Raw genomic sequence first — 19,973 nt, 5'->3', positions numbered from 1 at the left:
TCATGCTCTACTTTCTGCATCTTCTAAAAGACGACTTTATTTTCTTAAATGTTTTCAAGTATATAACTTTCCGCTCTTTTGGGGCCGGGCTGACTTCGTTTGTCCTCTGCGTCTTCCTCGGGAAAAAGCTTATTGACCTGCTAAAAGCGGCGCAGTTCCAAGAGACCATTCGCAAAGAAGGACCCAGCAGTCACGGCGTAAAAGCCGGTACTCCAACGATGGGGGGCATATTCATCGTAATGGCCATAATGATCTCATCCCTTCTCTGGACGAACTTCCTCATAGACAAAGTCATGCTCGTGCTTCTGTTCACGGCAAGCTTTGCCATTCTGGGATTTTTCGATGATTTCATGAAGATAAAGAGAGGAAAAGGTATAAGGGCAAGAGTAAAGTTTCTCTGCCAGACGCTCATAGCCGTGACTTTCGTGGTCATTCTCTGCATGAACGAAAGCGGAAGTTTTTCAATGTCCATGAGAGCCGGTGAAAGCGCGGTGTATTCCTCGACCTCGGTGGTGTTTCCGTTCATAAAGCAGGCAGTTGTGGATCTTGGGTATCTCTACATACTTTTCGCTCTTCTGGTCACCGTAGGTTCCTCAAACGCGGTGAATCTCACCGACGGTCTTGACGGTCTGGCCATAGGTTCGATCGCTATCGTAACCACCACCTACATAATCTTCGCCTATCTCGCCGGAAACCTGCAGTTTGCAAGCTACCTACAGATCCCGCACGTGCAGGGAGCCGGGGAATTGGCCATTTTTCTCGCGGCGGTCGGAGGAGCATGCCTGGGGTTTCTCTGGTACAACTCCCACCCGGCCGAGGTGTTCATGGGAGACGTGGGTTCCCTTTCGCTGGGAGCGGCTATAGGATTCAGCGCCCTGATGATAAAGCAGGAAATACTCCTGATAGTGGCAGGGGGAATATTCTTCGTGGAAACGCTCTCGGTGATAATCCAGGTGATTTCGTTTCGCTCTACAGGCAAGAGAGTTTTCAGGATGACGCCCCTTCATCACCATTTCGAGCTTGCCGGATGGGCAGAGTCGAAGGTGGTGGTGCGTTTCTGGATAATATGCGTGGTTCTTTCTATTCTCGCTCTTTCAAGTCTAAAGATAAGGTGACCAAATGGATCTCGACGAAAACAGATTCTTGATCGTGGGGCTCGGGATAACCGGAGTAGAAACTTCAAAATTCCTCCACTCCAAAGGAGCCTCGGTGAAAGCAACAGACTCGAGGGAAGCCGGGGAACTCGGACCCGTGGTGGAAAAACTCGCGGCGGGAGGCGTGGAAATCCGCTGCGGGACTCACGCGCCCAAATTCTTCGAATGGGCCGATACGATAGTACTGAGTCCAGGGGTAAGGTTCGATCTTCCCGAGATCAGGAACGCCCGAGTAGCGGGAAAAACGATAATAAGCGAAATCGAGCTTGCGTGGAACTTCTTATCAAAACCGGTAATAGGCATAACGGGAACAAACGGAAAGACAACGACCACGTCCCTTCTCTCGGAAATGCTCAAACGAAGCGGAATAAAAATCTTTACGGGAGGAAATATAGGAACGCCCCTTATATCGGTAGCTGAAAAAGACGACGAATACGACTTCCTGCTGCTTGAACTCAGCAGCTTTCAGCTCCAGGGAATAAAGGATTTCTCTCCCCACGTCGCGGTAATCCTCAACATATCACCGAACCACCTGGACCACCATTCGAGCATGGAAGAATACGAAGCGGCTAAGCTCGGGCTTTTCGCAAACCAGAAAGAAAGTGACTGGGCAGTATTCAATGCGGACGATCCGGCGGTGCTTAAGGGCTCGGACAGCTTCAGGGCAAAAAAAATATCTTTCGGAATCGGGCAAGAGAAAACCGACGTCTACTGCAAGGAAGATGAAATAGTGTTCGGAGAACTTTCCTTCTATCTTCGGAACTCGGCGCTTGTCGGAGAACATAACAAGGAAAACATAATGGCAGCGGTGGCCGTTGCGGGAGTGCTGGGCTGTCAGTGGGATCCGGTGCAGAAAAGCATAAACGAATTCCGCCCGCTTCCGCACAGAATGGAATTCGTGCTGACAACAAGGGGGGTAGATGTGTACAACGACTCAAAATCCACAACTCCATTTGCCACTCTGAGAGCAATTGAGAGCCTCCCCTCACCGATCATACTGGTTGCCGGAGGAAAGGACAAAGGAATCGACTACAACTGCCTTAAGGACGCAGTGGCAAGCAAGGTAAAAGCCCTGGTCCTGATAGGGGAGACAAGAGAGAAAATGCGCGCCCAGCTGGGCGACCTAGCGCAGACAACATGCGCGGACTCCCTGAAAGAGGCGACGCAAAACGCTTTTGAACTGTCCAATGCCGGAGACACGCTCCTGTTTTCGCCCGGGTGTTCAAGTTTTGACATGTTCAGCTCATACGAGGAAAGGGGAAATCTGTTTAAGGAGGTCGTAAGAGGTGTTTGATTTCAAAAACAGGGATTTTGACGTACTGCTCCTCGGGCTCGTCCTCATAGTGGCGGGAATCGGGGTGGTGGCCGTATACAACTCAAGCTCCATATACTCGCTTGAAACCTATAACAACTCGATGCGGTTTCTCAAATTCCACGTCATATATCTTCTCGTTGGAATAACGGCCATGGTGACATTGATGCACGTGAAGCCGTCTTTTGTAAGAAAGCTGGTTTACCCGGGTTACCTGCTCGGACTCGCTTTACTCGTAATCGTGCTTTTGCCCGAGATAGGAAAGGAAGTCGGCGGGGGAAGAAGGTGGATTTCGGTCTGGGGATTCTCGTTTCAGCCGTCTGAGCTCTGCAAGTACATGCTGGTCATCTACATGGCGCACTTCTTGTTCAAGAAGGAGGACAAGATGGACAGTTTTTGGATCGGCATCTTTTCTCCCTTGCTTGCCGGTGGCGCCTACGTGGGACTTATCCTGGCCGGGCCAGACCTCGGAACCTCTTTCCTCGTTCTGGCAATTCTTTTCATAATGCTCTTTGTCGGAGGAGCAAAACTCCGGCACCTGCTCAGCATCGGAATCGGGGCCGTGGGACTGCTCGTACTGGCTATCATCAAAGAGGGTTACAGAATGGAGAGAATAATGTCCTTTCTTGACCCGTGGAAAGACCCCCTCGGCTCGGGATACCAAGCTGTTCAGTCGTTCATGGCTTTCGGTCTCGGCGGAATATACGGAAGCGGGCTCGGAAACAGTTCCCAGAAACTGCTTTTCCTTCCCCAGGCCCACACGGATTTCATCTTTTCGATAATAGGCGAGGAATTCGGATTCATAGGGGTAATGACGCTAATCGTGCTTTTTCTTATGATTCTGGGAAGGTGCGTAAGGATATCCATGCGGGCGGAAGATCCTTTCTCAAGATACATGGTATTCGGTTTCACGGCGCTCATAACGCTCCAGGCGGCGCTCAACATGGGAGTTGCGGTCGGCCTCTTCCCCACCACGGGGCTGACGCTGCCTCTTGTAAGCTACGGAGGAAGCTCTCTTGTATCGACGCTTGCGGCGTTCGGAATCATCCTGAGCGTTTCTAGATTCAGTGCTAAGGAACGATGAGAGTGATAATAGCCGGAGGAGGAACAGGAGGACATGTTTTTCCCGCGATATCAATCGCGGAGGAAATACTTGAGAGAAACAGCGGAAACGAGGTCATGTTCGTGGGCACCGAACAGGGAATCGAAAAAAGGATTCTTCGAGAGAAGGGATATAGAGTCGAATTCATAAAATCAAGGGGAATTGTAGGGAAAAGTTTCTCCCAGAAGGTGATAGCGGTGATTTCAATACTAGGAGCGATGCTGAGTTCCCTCAGGATACTCAGGGATTTCAGGCCCGATGTAGTTATAGGAGTCGGTGGATACGCATCCGGACCTACCCTGCTTTGCGCCTCGATAAGTTCCATTCCGACCGCCGTTTGCGAACAGAACTGCGTCCCGGGGCTTGCCAACAGAATCCTCTCGAGGTTCGTCGGCAAGATATTCATAACTTTCGAAGAAAGCAAAGAGCATCTTCCGGCTAAAAAAACCGTGCTCACCGGAAATCCCATAAGACGTGATCTCGCACATGGGGCCGTGGAGAAGAAAGCCCGCCAAAGCGCCCAGCGAAACGTATTCGTACTCGGAGGAAGCCAGGGAGCACGGAAACTGAACGAAATCGTTCCCCAGTCACTGGCAAAACTCGGCACCCGGGTAGACGTGACCCATCAGACCGGGGAAGCACACACAGAAAACGTGAGGGAAACCTACCGTCAGCTCGGCATTTCGGCCGAAGTGTTCGGATTTACAGACGACATGTCGCGGATATATGAAAAAACGGATCTCGTGATCTGCAGGGCCGGCTCCGGAACGCTGTCCGAGATAACGGCGTTCGGCATACCGTCAATACTGATCCCGCTTGCCTCCTCCACGCATGACCACCAGCTGAAAAACGCCAGGATCCTAGAGTCAAACGCGGCGGCAACGGTGGTTGAGGAAAAGGAACTTTCGGTCGAAGGTCTTTGCGCGGTTATTGAGAAAACCCTTGAGCAGGAAACCCTCGATCGCATGGCGGAAAACTCGAGAAAACTCGCGCGGCCACACGCCGCCCGGGAAATTGTAAACGAAATCGAGGATATAATCGGGTAATCGAATGTACGGCAAGATAAAGAAAGTTCATTTCATCGGTATAGGCGGCATAGGAATGAGCGGCATAGCCGAAGTGCTGATCAACATGGGTCTTGAGGTAAGCGGTTCCGATCTCGCGGAAACCCAGATAACCCGACGGCTGGCTTCTCTGGGAGCCGTCGTTCACACGGGTCACAGCTCGGAGAATATCAAGGGGAGCGAGGTGGTCGTATACTCATCGGCCATCAGGAAGGACAATCCCGAGATGATCGCCGCCGCCGCGGCCAGGGTTCCCCTCATACCCAGGGCGGAAATGCTCGCAGAACTGATGAGACTCAAGTTCGGCATCGCAGTAGCCGGAAGCCACGGAAAAACCACCACGTCCTCCATGATAGCGTCGGTGCTTTCCCACTGCGGTGCCGATCCAACCATAGTGGTAGGAGGAAAGCTGCGGACCATAGACTCAAACGCCCACCTTGGAACCGGACGTTTCATGGTAGTGGAAGCCGATGAGAGCGACGGATCATTCGAAAAACTCTCTCCGGTCGTCACGGTGCTCACAAATATCGACAAAGAGCACCTTGATTACTACGGAGACATGAAGGCCCTCGAGCTTGCCTTCTCCAACTTCCTGCACAAAATCCCCTTCTACGGACTCGCGGTAACATGCGCCGACTGTCCGAGAACCGCAAGGATAAGCAGGGAATTCAACAAAAAAATACTGACTTACGGAATAAACAGCCCCGCGGATCTAATGGCCGAGAACATACGCTTTTCCAAGCTGCGGACATCGTTTGAAGTAACATACGGAGGTTACCTGCTCGGAGAGGTGGATCTCAGCACTCTGGGAGCCCATAACGCCCTAAATTCCCTGGCCGCAATAGCCGTGGGAATGGAGTTCGGCTTCAGTTTCGAGAAGATAAAAGAGGGTCTTGCGACCTTTGAGGGCACGGAAAGAAGACTGCAGTTGAAAAGTGAGAAGAAAGGTGTAAAGATAATAGACGATTACGGGCATCACCCGAGTGAGCTGGAAGTCACTATAGAAGCTCTTAAGGCAGCGTTTTCCCAAGAACCGATTCTTCTCTTCCAGCCCCACAGATTTTCTAGGACAAAGCTTCTTTACAACGATTTTGTCAGGGTTTTAGGAAAAATAAAACACCTATACGTTCTTGATATATATCCCGCCGGGGAAAAACCGGTGAAGGGAATAACTTCAGAAAAGCTAGTCGAAGACATAAAGAAAGCGGGCAACTCGAACGCACGTCACGTGGATGACCCCGATGCTTTCGTGGACCGCATGGCAAACGAACTCAAAAAAGGGGATATCCTGCTTACCTCGGGCGCCGGGAACGTCTGGAAGTACGGGGACAGGATCGCAGAACGGATCGTATGAACGACTCAACTCAAAACAGCGACCTTGAAATACTGGACAACTACCCGATGAGGAAATACCTGTACATAAAAGTCGGTGGAGAGGCGAAACGCCTCGTGTATCCACAGAACATGAAAAGTTTCCTTGAACTGCTAAGGCACTGCCACGAGTCAGGGGAGAAAGTCACCGTGCTCGGAGCCGGTTCCAACACCATAATAACCGAGCAGGGAATAGACGGCGTAGTCATAAGCACGAGAAAGCTAAAGGAAGTACGCATAGACGGAACGCGCGTCGAAGCCGAATGCGGCGCAATGCTCTCATCCATAATGAACAGATCGATCCGCCTCGGACTCACAGGGTTCGAGTTCGCCGCCGGTATACCTGGAACGGTCGGAGGAAGCATATACATGAACGCCGGCGCAAACGGGGGAGAGATAAAGGACGCGGTAAAAAAAGTTTACGTATGGCACGAGGGTGAGGAAAAAGAACTGTCAAGAGAGGAGGTAAATTTCGAGTACAGGAAAAGCAACCTGCCCGAGGGCGCCATAGTCACGAAAGCCGTGTTCGAACTGCGCGAAGGAGACAGGAAGAAAAGCGAGGAGAACGTGAGACAGTACCTCGCTTACAGAAACAGGACCCAGCCCGTAAAAATGGCCAACACGGGTTCGGTCTTCAAGAACCCGCCCACGGTCAGTGCGGGAGAATTGCTCGAGGGGCTGGGATTCAAGGGGCTTTGCGTCGGCGGAGCCAAGTTCTCGGAAATCCACGCGAATTTCATCGTGAACTTCAACAGGGCAAAAGCCGACGATATCATCACGCTCATCGAGAAAGCGAGGGAAGCCGCGTTGGAAGAACGGAACATAACTCTTGAGCCCGAAGTCGAAATAATGGGCAAGGAGGCGAGAGCCACATGAACATGCTGACAAAGGGAATATCGGCGGTCTTTTTCTTCTCGGTTTGCGGAATTGCTCTTTTCGCAATAGAACCGTCGGAGCATCTTACCGTAAAGGAGGTTGTCATCACAGGAAACAGCAAGATAAGTTCCTCGGAAATCATAAAACGCTCCGGAATAAGAGCCGGGTCAACATCCATGCTGTTTCCCACTTCCAAAGCAAAGCAGGAGATCCTTGAGAATCCATGGGTAAGCGAAGTGCGGGTGAAGAAGCTTCTTCACGGAAAAATAAAAGTTGAGATCTACGAAACCGAACCTTTCTGCATAGTGGCCCAGGAGGGGGCTAAGCCACACTACATAGACGTAACGGGAAAACGGCTAGGCCTAGCAGAACCGTCGCAAGGTCTTGATTTTCCGGTTATCTCAAGCAAAGAGGAAGTCAGTCCAGGTCTCATGCTCCAAGCAATCGAGATTCTCAACCTCTCCAAGTCAAGTCCGGCTCTTGGCTGGTCGGAGATTTCGGAGGTAGTAGTAGAAGAAAACTTCGGCATCAAGCTCTTAACCCTTGACCGCAGGTTCGTAACCTTCGGGAAAAACAACATGAAAAGCAAGTGGCACAAGGTTGAGAGGATAATAGTTCACTCGCGCAAGAACAACCTAGTGGAAAAAGACATAGACATAAGCTCGGGCGAGGTAGGCGTAATAGGCTACGATTCCTAACATCACGAAATGGCACAGAGAAAAAACAGCTCGCTACCGATAGTTGGTCTCGACATAGGAACAACAAAAGTCTCCGTAGTGGTTGGAGAATCCGATCCAAGCGGCGAAACCGAGATAATCGGCGTCGGTAACCACCCCTCCCACGGGCTCAAAAGGGGGGTAGTGGTCAACATAGAGAAAACCGTGGACTCCATACAAAACGCAGTCGAGAAAGCCGAACACATGTCCGGACATGTGATAAAGGAGGTCATAGTAGGAATAGCGGGCGGGCATATAAAAGGAATGAACGGGCACGGAATGGTCACCCTGCGGGAAAAGGAGGTGACCCCCAAGGATATCGATAGAGTCATAGAGTCGGCAAACGCCCTCTTGATTCCGGCGGAAAGGGAAATTATCCACGCCATCCCGCAGGAATACACGGTTGACAGGGAAAGCGGCATAAACGATCCGGTCGGTATCCACGGATTAAAACTTGAGGCAAACGTCCACGTAGTCACGGGGGACGTGACCGCGGCCCGCAACATCATAAAATGCATAGAGATGTCGGGGATGAGTTCCGTTGACATGGTAATTGAGCAGATAGCTTCAAGCGAAGCGGTTCTTACGCATGACGAGAGAGAAATTGGGGTAGCGATGATAGATTTCGGAGGAGGCACCTGTGATATAGCGGTGTTTATAAACGGAAGCGTCAAATATACCGAAAGCATCACCCTCGGGGGAGACCATCTCGACAGGGATATCGCGTTCGGACTCTCCGTGCCACTCCCCGAGGCAAGAAGGCTAAAGGAAAATCACGGCGTGGCCACAGCCAAGCCGAATGAAATGATAAGCGACGACAGAATAGAGGTAAAAAGCGCTTCGGGACGCGAGCCCAAGCGTATTCTGAAAAAAGACCTTACGACGATAATCCAATTGAGAATGGAGGAGATCTTTACTCTGATAAAAAAAGAATTCTTAAAGCAGGGATTCATCGGCATGCTTCCGGCTGGGGTGGTGCTCACGGGAGGGAGCAGCAAGATGCAGGAGATGGCGACTCTTGCCGAGCAGGTACTCGACATGCCGGTTCGCATCGGTATACCCCGCGACGTAAACGGTCTCACGGACATTATCACCGACCCCATATACTCAACCGGGGTGGGGTTGGTCAAATATGCAAGTTTAAATGAAGAATCCGACATCCCGGCAGGGGTGCTGACGCAGAAAAATGTTTTTACGAGAATGAAAGGATGGTTTAACGAATTTTTTTAAAGGAAAAATCCAACCGGAGGGATAAACATATGGCAAGTTTTAGGATTGAGAATGTTGAAGGTGGCTTAGGCAGAGCCAAAATCAAGGTTGTAGGAACAGGTGGGGCTGGCGGAAACGCCGTGAACACCATGATAAGTAGAGGACTTAAAGAAGTGGAGTTCGTTTCCGTAAACACGGATTTCCAGGATCTGAGCAAATCACTGGCGCCGACGCAACTCCAGATAGGAGAAAGTATATCTAGGGGCCTCGGTTCTGGGGGAAATCCCCAGATTGCAAAGGAAGCCGCTCTTGAGGACAGAGAGAAGATAGCGGAGGTTCTCGGAGAGGCCGACATGGTTTTCATAACCGCAGGAATGGGAGGCGGAACCGGTACTGGCGTTTCTCCCGTAATCGCCCAAGTATGCAAGGAGAGGGATATTCTCACCGTGGCTATAGTCACAAGGCCCTTTGAATTCGAGGGAATTGCAAGAAGGGAAAAAGCCGACTACGGAATTGAGGAGCTGGACAAATATGTCGACACGCTGATTGTGATCCCCAACGACAAGCTTGCGGCCATACACAAGGTCAGCATTCTTGACGCTTTTCGTCAGGCGGACGAAGTTCTTTACCAAGCGGTAAAGGGAATTTCCGACATCGTTACGGGAACTGGATACATCAATGTCGATTTTGCCGATGTGAAAAGCGTAATGGCAAATCACGGAGGCAAAGCCCTTATGAGTTCCGGGTTCGCACAGGGTCCGAACCGGGCGACTCAGGCAGCGCAGATGGCCATAACAAGTCCTCTTCTCGAGGATGTATCCATTGCTGGAGCCAAGGGGATACTGATGAACGTAACGGCTTCGGAGGATTTCGGAATTGAGGAACTGAACGAAGCGTGCAGTCACGTGAGGGAAAGGGCAAACGGCGATATCGACCTGATTTTCGGTCTGGTCTTCGATGAAAAGGCCAAGGATTTCGTAAAAATCACCGTGGTCGCGACCGGGATAGAAGATTACATCGATAAAAGGGCGACCGATATAATTTCGGAACAGCCGTACAGCCCCGATATAGAGGAAGACCTAGACATACCAACTTTCGTCAGAAGAAGAGAAAGAATCGCCCGCTAAGAACACGCCGGGCGGTGTCAGACAACCTCGGATCTGCCCTTCCTTAAGGAAGGGCAGATCCACCCTCGGGGTATCGATCCACAGCCCCTCAATGTCGTAGAATTCCCGGACGGGCCGGTAGAACACGTGGAGAACCACGTCCACGAGGTCAAGCAGCACCCATCGGCCTTCGGAGACACCTTCGGTCCCGAATATTTTTACTCCGTGTTTTTTAAGTTCCCGTTCAACGCTCTCCACTATGGTCCGCACTCCCCTGTCGGAGTTCGCGCTGCACACAACGAAATAATCCGCCACGTCGCTTTTCTCCCTAATTTCCAGAATTACGGGATCCTCCGCCTTCTTCTCCCAGGCGGCTCGGGCGACAAACAAGGCTTTTTCCTTGGGCTCTATGGTTTTTCCTCCAGCTGGTATAGGCCGTTTTCCGCTATGTATCCCTCCACTTCCCGCGCGACCAGATACCTGAGGGAGTTGCCCCGGCGCGCGAGTTCCCTGACCTCCGTGGAAGAAACCCTTATACCGGCGATATTTACGAAAAACAGCTCATTTGAGCTTTTGTGAGCAAAAACATCCATACCCCTGTCATTGTAAGAATATCGAAAGTCATTTTCGAGGGCAAGAGGAATTGGACTGGTGGAATCAGCAAAGTCGTAACCGGGTCGGCGAAGAACAACGAAGCTTGAGTAGTTAAAAAGCTCCGAGAAATCTTTCCACATGTCTATTTCCGCAAAAAGTTCGCAACCCATTATAAAATAATGCTGGTTTTGCGGATTGCTTTCGTTAAGCGCTCTGAGGGTATCGATAGTGTAGGAAGGAGGTTCCCTGCGGAGTTCCATGTCGGAAACCCTGAAACGGGGATTACGTTTTACTGAGAGGTTAAGCATATTGAACCTGTGGGAGGGGGAGGCCATGGTCTCTGAACTTTTATGAGGAGAGACAAGAGTCGGAATGAAGACCACCTCGTCAAGCTTCAGTTTTTCGCTTATCTCCTCGGCTGCCCTCAGGTGACCCGCATGCACAGGGTCGAACGAGCCGCCCATAAGCCCTACCCTCATATGTAACCCTCTATCATCATTTCATCGCCGAACCTTCTGACCTTAATATTCTTGATATTGATCGCTTCCTCAATCGATTGCTTTCCAAGGTCCCCGATCATGCTCATCCCGTCACCTCCGATAATCTTTGGCGAGTAAAAGAAAACTACCTTGTCAACCAGGCCCTCACGGAGAAAACAGGCCCCCACCCTGCTCCCACCTTCAACCAGAACTCCGCACATTCCCATGGCCCCGAGTTCATTAAGAAGGTCCGCTGCAGACACATGGCCCGCTGAATCGGATTTTAATCTCAGGATCTCGGCACCAAGTTCACGAAACTTCTTTTCCTTAAGCTTCCCCGGCCTCTCCGTAGTGGCTATTATGGAGCGTGGATGAGTGCTGAAAATCTTCGCTTCGGGTGGAATACGGAGCTTTGAATCCATAATCACCGGAACCGGCTGCCGAACGTTTCCCCTAACGAGTCGAACGTCAAGTCCCGGATCATCCGTAAGCACCGTGTTTATCCCGACAATTACTGCGTCCACTTTCTTTCTGAGACGATGGGCCATTTTTCTCTGCCTTAGGCTCCCTATCCACTTGGAATCACCTGTTGCGGAAGCTATCTTGCCATCAATGGTCGAGGCGGATTTTAAGATTACGAAGGGAAGCCCCGAAACGACGTGCCTGTTGAAAAACTCGTTTATTTCCGCGCATTCCCTCTCGAGCACGCCTGTTCTTACCGCTATCCCGTTTTTACGGAGCTTGTCCACCCCTTCTCCGCTTACTTTCGGGTTAGGATCGATGGCTCCCACAACAACATCTGATATGCCCGAGGCTATTATGGCGTCGGTACACGGAGGAGTAAGCTTTTCGGTATGACAGCAGGGTTCAAGTGTCACGTAAAGCGTAGCATCCTTAAGAGAAATTCCCTTTTGGGCGGCATCTAAGAATGCTTCTATTTCCGCATGTGGGGACCCAGCTTTTTTATGGTAGCCGCGGCCCACAATCCGTCCTCCAACTACGCAGACAGCACCGACCATGGGATTGGGACTGGTGCACCCTTCTCCCCTGAGGGCAAGCCTCAGGGCTTTTTTCATAAATTCCCTGTCATCTCGAGCGGACATCAAAAAATCTAGTGCAAAGCCTCCTTGTCCGATGTGAAGAGCGCCCTTGTGAACTGTTCGGCGTCAAATTCGCGCAGGTCCCCGAGACCCTCCCCAACTCCTATGTATTTCACAGGAAGACCTAACTGTTCCGCTATTGCCACTATTATTCCCCCCTTGGCGGTCCCGTCGAGCTTAGTAAGCACTATACCGGTCACCCCGATTGCCTCGCCAAAAACCCTAGCCTGCTCCACGGCATTCTGCCCAGTAGTGGCATCAACGACAAGGAGAGTTTCATGGGGGGCTCCCTCGAGTTCACGTGCTATCACTCTCCTCAGCTTCTTGAGTTCGTCCATAAGCCCCGTTTTCGTGTGAACCCGCCCGGCGGTATCTATTATAAGCAAGTCAATACCCCTTGAAACTGACGCCTTTACCGCATCGTAAGCTACGGCGGAGGGGTCCGCCCCGGTCTGGCCGCGAAGAAAATCGCTTCCCACCCGTTCCGCCCACACCCCTAGCTGTTCAACCGCAGCCGCCCTGAATGTGTCGGCGGCGGCTACCATTACCTTTTTTTCTTCCCGTGTGAACCTGTTGGCGATTTTTCCTATGGAAGTAGTTTTCCCGACGCCGTTAACTCCCGCCACCATGAAAACCGTCGGTTTGGCGGAAAGCTCAACTACCGGACTCTCGACTCCCCTTAGAATGTCGAGGATCTCTTTTTCAAGAAGGCTTTTTATTTTCTCCATGTCTCCACCATCCCCTGCCCCGACAGCAGATGAGACTTTCTCTCGCAGCTTCGCGGTGGTCGCAACTCCCATATCCGACATTATGAGTACCTCCTCGAACTCATCCCAGGCTGCGTCATCAATTTTTCCGGATGAAAAAACATGCTCAAGATTCTGAAGAATCCCCCTGCGAGTTTTGGAAAGTCCGAAGCTGAGTCTCGAGAAGAAATCCCCTTCCGTATCATCTTCTTTTTCTTCCGCAACAACTTCCTCCTCCGGCTCTTCGGGAACCTTGGTTTCCTCCGGTTCCTCTTCAGCTTTCGGTTCTTCGGGTTCAGCTTCAGTTTCTTCAGGGGAAATCGGCCCTTCGGAAATCTCGATCGGTTCAGCAACAGGTACGGAATCCGCAGGCGGCGTCACAACATCTTCTTCCACCGCTACAGGTTCGGGCGCGGTAAACTGCGGTTCAGGTTCAGTCTCGACAACTTGCCCGGGTGCGGCTTCCGGAGCGGGGGATTCGGGCGGTGGCTCCACCTCTTCAGGTTCAGCGGAAACGGCCTCGGGCTGCTGCTGCGCCACGGTCTCCGGCGCAACTTCTTTCTTCCTGAAAAGAAAATAAGCCGCCGCAAGTACGGCGACTGCTATAGCGACCGGGACCGCAATCTCCAGATCGATATGGGTTCCAAGCCCTGATAGAAGTTCAGTACCCTCTTTCATATGGCCTGTCCGGTTGAAAACAGTTTTTTGCCGATAAAAAACGGTCCTAGGCTTTCAAGGTGCCTTGAAGTCTGCCGCGTCTTTCTCATCCTCTCCACCAGTGCGGAAAGAGGATAGAGATCTCTGCCCAGAATCCCTATCACGAAATCATTGTCATTTTTGTCAAGACCGTGGCTCGCAAGACGGATGTCCTTTGCGTATCCCGCATCCCCGAACTGAAACCCTACCTTGCCGTGTTCCCCAAGAACAGCTCTTTGCTCCTCGTAAGGGAGGGTTTCAAAGGCCTTAGCCCTCCTGAGCGGATACCATATGGCCCAGACAAGTTCCGGGTCAAAGATTTTCTGCTTCGGGCCCGAAATCAGGGTTCTTTCGAGTTCCTTTTCATAACCGAGCGAGTACGTCCTTCCGAGCATCGTGTACTCAGGCTTCGGCTTAAGTGTGGCAAAAGAGGAGTCAGAGAGAAATTGCCTGAGTTCCGTGACGAAAAATTCGGGAGTCTCGCTCATGGTCAAAAGGCCTGCGCCTTTGTAATCATTTACGTCCGAATAAAGAACCGCCGCTAAGGAAGAATTCTCAAGATCCCGAACCAAAAGGGATTCAAGCACCGGATCAATACCCCCGAAACCCAGAAACTGCATGAAAAGCCTCCTGTCAAGGGACTCGCCCCCTCTTCCTTTCTCGCTTAAGTCAAGCTGGCTGTCTTTGGGTTCGCTCATGTTCATAACCAGACTTAAGCGTTAAGTATGTACTATTTAAGGGCCTAACTCAATGCGATAAATCTCAATCGAGCCGCTGTGGTATAGTATTATGGAGAAGTGAGGACGGGGGCAATGCCGAACAAGCCCAGTTTTTCTGATTTAGCCTACAAAAACAAAAAGAAAATAACCCGCAGACAGCGGTTCCTTGAAAAAATGGACAAAATCCTGCCGTGGGAACCACTGCTTGAACCCATACTAAGCAAATATCCGAAGTCGCGCAGGGGACGCCGACCTGTTCCGCCCAAGGTTATGCTGCGAATTTACCTGATGCAACAATGGTACGGTCTGTCAGACCCGGCAATGGAAGAAAGCCTTTATGACATTGAGTCCATGCGCCGCTTTGCCGGCGTGTCAATGCAGAGAATTCCGGACGAGAGTACTATTTGCAAGTTCCGCCACTTTCTGCTGAGACATCAAATAACGGAAGGAGTGTTCCGCCTTGCCAAGAAGTGCCTGTCGGAACACGGCTTAACGGTGAGCAGGGGCAAGATTATAGAACCCAGATTACGCAGGGTCAGGCAGAAAGCCGACATGGGCAAGAGTACGGAACGGTAAACTAAACGGGAAGGATTAACTCTTCTACGGGCACATGCCCTCTACCCTCTCAGTTTTTCAGAAAGGTTCTGGAGAATTCCCAACGGATATTTTCAGTCCTGAGCTTGACCTTTCAGGGTGCTCTTCACGCTCAAACCATCATGTCCTTTTATCTAGCAGAACGGTTTCTCCAAAAAACCACTGAGAACAATACCGATACCACCAAAAACAGACCGAACACCGCCCCCTTGACCCCGCTGCCACTCCCCGCAACGGCACACCCGCCGCCATCATCTCCACCGCTCCTAGGATGATACCCGGAACCGATTATAAATTTCTGTCCCAAAAAATCTACAGACACAAGATAACTCACCTTTGGCGTTGTCCCGGGAGAACACGTGCGCGGACCGTTCGGACACTCCGTAAATACGTCTATATCGTCATCCGGATTCAATGGATCGTTCCACAGATACTCTATAAAACCCTCGGAACTCTCCGGCAGCAATCCCAAGTCCTTGCATTGCCTCGCGTCCGGACCTTCAAGCGCCACATTCACCACCTCATCCCCGATTAGGCAACCATTTTCATCTTCCGGATTCAAAGTGCCGTTCTCAAGCGCGGGGTCCAACCCGTTGAAAAACACTAGCTTGTCTTCTGTCATTATAAAAATGTAGGTGCCGCTATCCTCATACTTCCACGGCAACACCCTCCAGCAGTTACGAATAACGGCTAACCCAGCCAAATCCCTCCCGGCCAAGCTCACCTGCTCCTCAAAGTGGATAGCAAACTGGTCTACGAACTCCTTTAGCGTTTCGTTGTCCACAACCTCGTTGGCGCTTATCCCCTGGAAGAAGAAAGGTGATTCGTTCCTTACCTCCGCAAAGTACGGACATTGTATACCGGCAAAACTTATCTCCGTATCTTCATGCTCCTCATGATCGTGGTGATATCCCGCTATCAGAATGAGGTTGCTTTCGCTGTTCGCGTTCCACACGGGATGTTTGAACTTGACCGCACACGCCACCCTCATACCATGATCCTCTTCTCCCTCTTCCTCGTGACCGTATCTAACGCAACCCCCCTCCTCATCTCCCTTTGCCGCGTCAACAAGTCCCTGTACTTCCTCGTGAAGAAAGCTCTCCCGTTCCCCGAACTCGTTTGTCCTGTAGTGAAGCAATGTCCCGTTCTGCACACTCCGGTCTTCCCCGTGAACAAGAATCGTCCCCTCCTCAGTTATCGCCATCAGGTATACGGTGCCGCTATTCCAATCACTCCCCTCCTCAGTCAGGCTCTGTTCGAACTTTATGTTCTCACTGGAAGTTTCAATGCCCGCCCAGTGAGCCTTCGCGTGCAGCAAGAATTCCTTCATGTCTACCTCGTCCGCCTCGTCAACCTCTCCCGCAGTAGTGGTATAGGTATGCCCCCCCACCTCGTGTGCAACCGCGCTGCTTCCCCATGAGAACAGAACCAGCAATGCTAATGCGCTCACGAAAAGGCTTGTAAACACGCTTCTCCCGGCTCCTTCTTTTTTTCCAACTGTCCGTCTCTCCCTGTAGCGGTTTCCTGCCCAAACTGCGGAAAACAGTACGGAGATTATCAAAAACAGATTGAGTACGGCTCCCTGAACTTTATGCCCGGCCCCTGCAATAGCGCACCCGTCACCATCATCCCGGTCCTCCCGCGTCCCGGGATAAAATCCGGAACCTACGACACGCGTCTCACCTTCTCCATGTGAAGACTCAATTGTTGTAACATAGCCCACCTTGTGTGACCTGCCCGGGGTGCAGGTAAGCGGACCATTCGGACACTCGGTATAGATGTCGATTTCGTCACCCTCTACGTTCGGGTCATCCCAGAGATATTCAAAAAAGGCTTCCTTCTTGTCATCCTCGCTCAGGTACCCCAAACTCTTGCACTGTTGTTTTTCTCCCGCCACTACCCTGTCTATCTCTTCCGTGACCACGCAGCCGTTTTCGTCTTCAGCATAAATATTCCTGCCTTCAATCGTCGGAGAATTTGCATTAAAAATCACGCGGTTGCTGGGATGAGATACCATAAACAGGTAGATAGAACCGTATTTCCAGGGCAGCACTCTCCAGCAGTGCCTTTGCACAATCGTAATTCCCTCGCCCACGATTTCTCTCTGCATCCTGTAGTGTTCCGCGAATTCGTCTACAAACTTCTTAAGGGTCTTGGTATCCTTTACGTCAATGGCACTGGTCCCGGGAACGTAGTAGGGACATGTGTTCTTGGCGAAAGACACTTCTTCGAAATCATGGTGAAAACCCACGATCCAGACAGCGTTGGTTGCGGGATTATACCCCACGGACCTGAATTTAGCCGCGCAAGCCCACCTGTCCGCCCCGTCAAGAGTGTACGGAACGCAGCCTCCTTCTTCCTTTTCGTTCGCAACCTTGACAAGATTCCGCACGACGCTTGAACCGTCCAGGCTTCCGTCTTGCGTCACAGGATAGTATGCGTGATAAATCACCTTGGCTCTGTCATTCGCTCGTATAAAATCATTCACCCGTATAAGGTAAGTTGTGTCGTTTCTCCAGTCCCCACCTTCCGTCGACGACAGCTCCTTCAGTGCTGTGAGTATGTTAAGGCTGGGAGGATCCTTAAAGTGGGCCCTCACATGCAGGAGAAAGTTGTAAACGCTTTCCCTGTCCGCAGGATCGACGTCGCTGGCGGTCGTGGTGTAAGGATGCTCCTCGACATTATAGCCCTCAACATGTCCTTCAGCCTCGTGCGCGCCAAGGGGAACTGTACCGGAGAAGAAAATAAGCAATGCCAGCGCGCATATAAAAAACATTGGTCCGCTTCTGTTTTTTGCCGCGGAAACCATCTTTGTGGAAGCTCTCATAACGCTCTCCTTTTGTGCAAGCCAGACAAAATCTTAAACGTGCCGGGTTCCTTCAAGACAATTATCCCCCGCCCTGAATCTCAGCATTTAATAACCGGCAATTAGTAAAAAACCCTCGTTTTCACTTTACTACAAGAGTCGGTTCAGGGTCAAGAATTTTCGATAAAACTGCAGGAAACAAATTGGATTTGTTCTTTTCTTACACATGAAGCGGCAATGCCCGGACTCCCTTGTGGGAAAAATTAGGGGATGATTATTCGGAGATAACTATAAACACGTTATCTCCGATTTCATCGTCAATGTCGGTGTTTCTTCGGATAATGTGGGCAAGTTTCGTACTTCTTACTTCTTCCAGTTCGTCCCGTGACAGGCTGTGCTCGTACCAGAAACGGTCGCCATCGCGAAGCACTCTGAACTGTCTGGCAACGATTGTGTGGAAGAACTCGCCGAGCATTGATTCGCCATGGCGGTTCTTCCGAACCGGTTCAGGCACCAGAGGGTCTTACTGGTGCATCATGTTGAGAAAATCCGTGTTGCTTTCGGTCCCCCGGAGCTTGTCAAGCAGAAATTCCATTGCCTCGGTGGTGTTCATCGGGTTGAGGATTTTCCTGAGAAGCCATATGCGGTTAAGCTCGGACTCCGCGATAAGAAGCTCTTCCTTTCTGGTTCCCGATCTCTGAATATCTATGGCAGGGAAGATCCTTCTCTCCGCAAGGCGGCGGTCAAGATACACTTCCATGTTCCCTGTTCCCTTGAACTCCTCGAAGATAACCTCGTCCATGCGGCTTCCGGTATCTATAAGGGCGGTAGCTATTATGGTAAGGCTTCCTCCCTCCTCTGTGTTTCTCGCCGCCCCGAAAAATCTCTTGGGTCGCTGAAGAGCGTTTGCCTCTATTCCTCCAGAGAGCACTTTCCCGCTTGCGGGAGTCACCGTGTTGCTCGCTCTTGCAAGCCTGGTAAGGCTGTCGAGCAGGATAACTACATCCTTTCCGTGCTCGACATATCTTTTGGCCTTCTCGATCACCATGTCGGCAACCTGTATGTGCCTTTGCGCCGGTTCATCGAAAGTCGAACTCACGACTTCCCCCTTGACCGACCTCTGCATGTCGGTGACCTCCTCCGGGCGCTCATCTATGAGCAGAACGAAAAGCTCAATTTCGGGGTGATTCTCGGTTATCGCATTGGCTATTCTCTGGATTATTATGGTCTTGCCAGTGCGGGGAGGAGCCACTATCACAGCTCTCTGCCCCTTCCCCACGGGCACGAAAAGATTCATCACCCTTGAGCAGAACTCATCTTTTTCATATTCAAGATCTATTTTCTCTTCCGGGTGAAGGGGGATGAGTCCCTCAAAAGGCGTTCTCTGCCTGCATATCTCGGGAGAGTCGTAGTTTGCCTCCTCTATTTTGAGAAGGGCCAGGTTTTTCTCCCCTTCTCTCGGGAGTCTCACAAGGCCTTTTATCGTGTCCCCGGTTTTCAGGCTGAAAGATCTTATCTGGGATTTCGAAACGTATATGTCGTCCGGACTAGGCAGATAGCTGTATTTGGGAGACCTCAGAAAGCCATAACCTTCGGCCAAGATCTCAAGCACCCCTTCGGCTATTATGGAACCATGGCTTTCACTCTGTGCCTTGAGCAGGGAATAGATAAGATCCTGTTTCGCCATTCTGGCGGTATCTTCAATGCCGGCCTGTCTGCTAAGTTTTATCAGGTCCGAGGGCTTCTTCGCCCTGAGATCGTTCAGGTAAAGCAGCTTGCCGTTTCCGTTTTTCTGCTCCCCCTTTTTCTGGACAGCATCCGCAGCTTCCGCTTTAGAAACTTTTGCCATACGGTAAAACTCCTTGAACTAAGGCATTGTTAAATTTTTTGGTTCAAAAAATAATCGAACTCTTTTGAAGTGTTAGGAATGCGACAATCTCGCACGTTAAGAGTTCAAAATGAAAAATCAGTACAACCGATACAGTTAATAGTATTGCCGCGTAACGAGCTTGTCAATATCTAAAATCGAACTTGCCAAGAGAAAAGTCTGCTCTGCAGAAAATCCACACCGCTTTTCCATGGGAATCCCGCTTCTGCCTGACAAGCGTATTTAACACCTAGTACCATGCGGCTGAAATTACTTTTAGTAAATACACACAATGAGGAAAAATGTCAAGATGTTTCGGCCTCAGCGGCACGGCTTTTTCACGCTAGTTGCAGGCAGTAATTTTATTTAAAGTTTTGGGGAAGTTAAAACGGGGCTCTGGCTTTTTCCCATGTTTACGGGTATAACCCCTAAGCATGGATACCAAATCACCACACAATCACC

At 50.9% G+C, this 19,973-nt stretch carries 18 protein-coding genes; 10 read left to right on the top strand and 8 right to left on the bottom strand.

The window, feature by feature from the left end:
* Positions 1 to 2 precede the first annotated feature (2 nt).
* From mraY to ftsZ, 9 genes are read left to right on the top strand one after another with little or no spacing between them, the layout of a single operon-like run.
* Positions 3 to 1,115, top strand: a complete 1,113-nt coding sequence (gene mraY, locus OXG10_01635) for a phospho-N-acetylmuramoyl-pentapeptide-transferase (protein ID MCY3826069.1) — start codon at positions 3 to 5, stop codon at positions 1,113 to 1,115.
* 4 nt (positions 1,116 to 1,119) lie between these two features.
* Entirely contained in the window at positions 1,120 to 2,448 is a 1,329-nt protein-coding gene (murD, locus tag OXG10_01630) for a UDP-N-acetylmuramoyl-L-alanine--D-glutamate ligase (GenBank protein MCY3826068.1), read from the top strand.
* Entirely contained in the window at positions 2,441 to 3,550 is a 1,110-nt protein-coding gene (ftsW, locus tag OXG10_01625; protein ID MCY3826067.1) for a putative lipid II flippase FtsW, read from the top strand. The genes murD and ftsW overlap by 8 nt, the downstream gene beginning before the upstream one ends.
* Positions 3,551 to 3,552: 2 nt before the next feature.
* Positions 3,553 to 4,614 carry an undecaprenyldiphospho-muramoylpentapeptide beta-N-acetylglucosaminyltransferase gene (gene murG / locus OXG10_01620; GenBank protein MCY3826066.1) on the top strand — a complete coding sequence of 354 codons (1,062 nt, stop codon included), beginning with the start codon at positions 3,553 to 3,555 and terminating at the stop codon, positions 4,612 to 4,614.
* Between the two features lie 4 nt (positions 4,615 to 4,618).
* Positions 4,619 to 5,986, top strand: a complete 1,368-nt coding sequence (murC, locus tag OXG10_01615; GenBank protein MCY3826065.1) for a UDP-N-acetylmuramate--L-alanine ligase — start codon at positions 4,619 to 4,621, stop codon at positions 5,984 to 5,986.
* The gene (gene murB / locus OXG10_01610) at positions 5,983 to 6,879 is read left to right on the top strand and encodes a UDP-N-acetylmuramate dehydrogenase (protein MCY3826064.1); all 897 of its coding nucleotides are present in this window, start codon (positions 5,983 to 5,985) and stop codon (positions 6,877 to 6,879) included. The genes murC and murB overlap by 4 nt, the downstream gene beginning before the upstream one ends.
* Positions 6,876 to 7,577, top strand: coding sequence for an FtsQ-type POTRA domain-containing protein (locus tag OXG10_01605; protein MCY3826063.1), 702 nt, complete (start codon positions 6,876 to 6,878; stop codon positions 7,575 to 7,577). Before murB ends, OXG10_01605 begins: the two co-directional genes overlap by 4 nt.
* A 9-nt stretch (positions 7,578 to 7,586) precedes the next feature.
* On the top strand, positions 7,587 to 8,825 hold the full coding sequence (ftsA, locus tag OXG10_01600) for a cell division protein FtsA (protein ID MCY3826062.1): 1,239 nt from the start codon (positions 7,587 to 7,589) through the stop codon (positions 8,823 to 8,825).
* A gap of 29 nt (positions 8,826 to 8,854) precedes the next feature.
* Positions 8,855 to 9,931: a cell division protein FtsZ gene (ftsZ, locus tag OXG10_01595; protein MCY3826061.1), complete on the top strand. Its 1,077-nt coding sequence runs from the start codon at positions 8,855 to 8,857 to the stop codon at positions 9,929 to 9,931.
* Here the strand turns inward: ftsZ and rsfS are convergent.
* From rsfS to OXG10_01570, 5 genes are read right to left on the bottom strand one after another with little or no spacing between them, the layout of a single operon-like run.
* Positions 9,884 to 10,300: a ribosome silencing factor gene (gene rsfS / locus OXG10_01590; protein ID MCY3826060.1), complete on the bottom strand. Its 417-nt coding sequence runs from the start codon at positions 10,298 to 10,300 to the stop codon at positions 9,884 to 9,886. The two genes, ftsZ and rsfS, sit on opposite strands and share 48 nt — an antisense overlap.
* A 17-nt stretch (positions 10,301 to 10,317) precedes the next feature.
* Positions 10,318 to 10,983 (bottom strand): nicotinate-nucleotide adenylyltransferase, encoded by a 666-nt coding sequence (nadD, locus tag OXG10_01585; GenBank protein ID MCY3826059.1) that lies wholly within the window; start codon positions 10,981 to 10,983, stop codon positions 10,318 to 10,320.
* Positions 10,980 to 12,086 carry a bifunctional diaminohydroxyphosphoribosylaminopyrimidine deaminase/5-amino-6-(5-phosphoribosylamino)uracil reductase RibD gene (ribD, locus tag OXG10_01580; GenBank protein MCY3826058.1) on the bottom strand — a complete coding sequence of 369 codons (1,107 nt, stop codon included), beginning with the start codon at positions 12,084 to 12,086 and terminating at the stop codon, positions 10,980 to 10,982. The genes nadD and ribD overlap by 4 nt, the downstream gene beginning before the upstream one ends.
* Before the next feature lie 8 nt (positions 12,087 to 12,094).
* A complete protein-coding gene (gene ftsY / locus OXG10_01575; protein MCY3826057.1) occupies positions 12,095 to 13,507 on the bottom strand; it encodes a signal recognition particle-docking protein FtsY in 1,413 nt (470 codons plus the stop codon).
* Entirely contained in the window at positions 13,504 to 14,223 is a 720-nt protein-coding gene (locus OXG10_01570) for a chlorite dismutase family protein (GenBank protein MCY3826056.1), read from the bottom strand. Before OXG10_01570 ends, ftsY begins: the two co-directional genes overlap by 4 nt.
* A 114-nt stretch (positions 14,224 to 14,337) precedes the next feature.
* Between OXG10_01570 and OXG10_01565 the strand changes: the two genes are divergently transcribed.
* Positions 14,338 to 14,820: a transposase gene (locus tag OXG10_01565; GenBank protein ID MCY3826055.1), complete on the top strand. Its 483-nt coding sequence runs from the start codon at positions 14,338 to 14,340 to the stop codon at positions 14,818 to 14,820.
* Positions 14,821 to 14,968: 148 nt separating this feature from the next.
* Here the strand turns inward: OXG10_01565 and OXG10_01560 are convergent, their stop codons facing one another.
* The 3 genes from OXG10_01560 to rho form a co-directional block, all read right to left on the bottom strand.
* The gene (locus tag OXG10_01560; protein ID MCY3826054.1) at positions 14,969 to 17,665 is read right to left on the bottom strand and encodes a hypothetical protein; all 2,697 of its coding nucleotides are present in this window, start codon (positions 17,663 to 17,665) and stop codon (positions 14,969 to 14,971) included.
* 253 nt (positions 17,666 to 17,918) lie between these two features.
* Positions 17,919 to 18,158 (bottom strand): peroxidase, encoded by a 240-nt coding sequence (locus OXG10_01555; GenBank protein MCY3826053.1) that lies wholly within the window; start codon positions 18,156 to 18,158, stop codon positions 17,919 to 17,921.
* A 9-nt stretch (positions 18,159 to 18,167) separates the two neighbouring features.
* Positions 18,168 to 19,493 (bottom strand): transcription termination factor Rho, encoded by a 1,326-nt coding sequence (rho, locus tag OXG10_01550; protein ID MCY3826052.1) that lies wholly within the window; start codon positions 19,491 to 19,493, stop codon positions 18,168 to 18,170.
* Between the last annotated feature and the right edge of the window lie 480 nt (positions 19,494 to 19,973).

This window comes from Candidatus Dadabacteria bacterium, assembly GCA_026706695.1.
Taxonomy (GTDB): Bacteria; Desulfobacterota_D; UBA1144; order Nemesobacterales; family Nemesobacteraceae; genus Nemesobacter.
The sequence above is the reverse complement of the archived record's forward strand: the minus strand, read 5'-3'. Positions and strand labels throughout refer to the sequence as shown.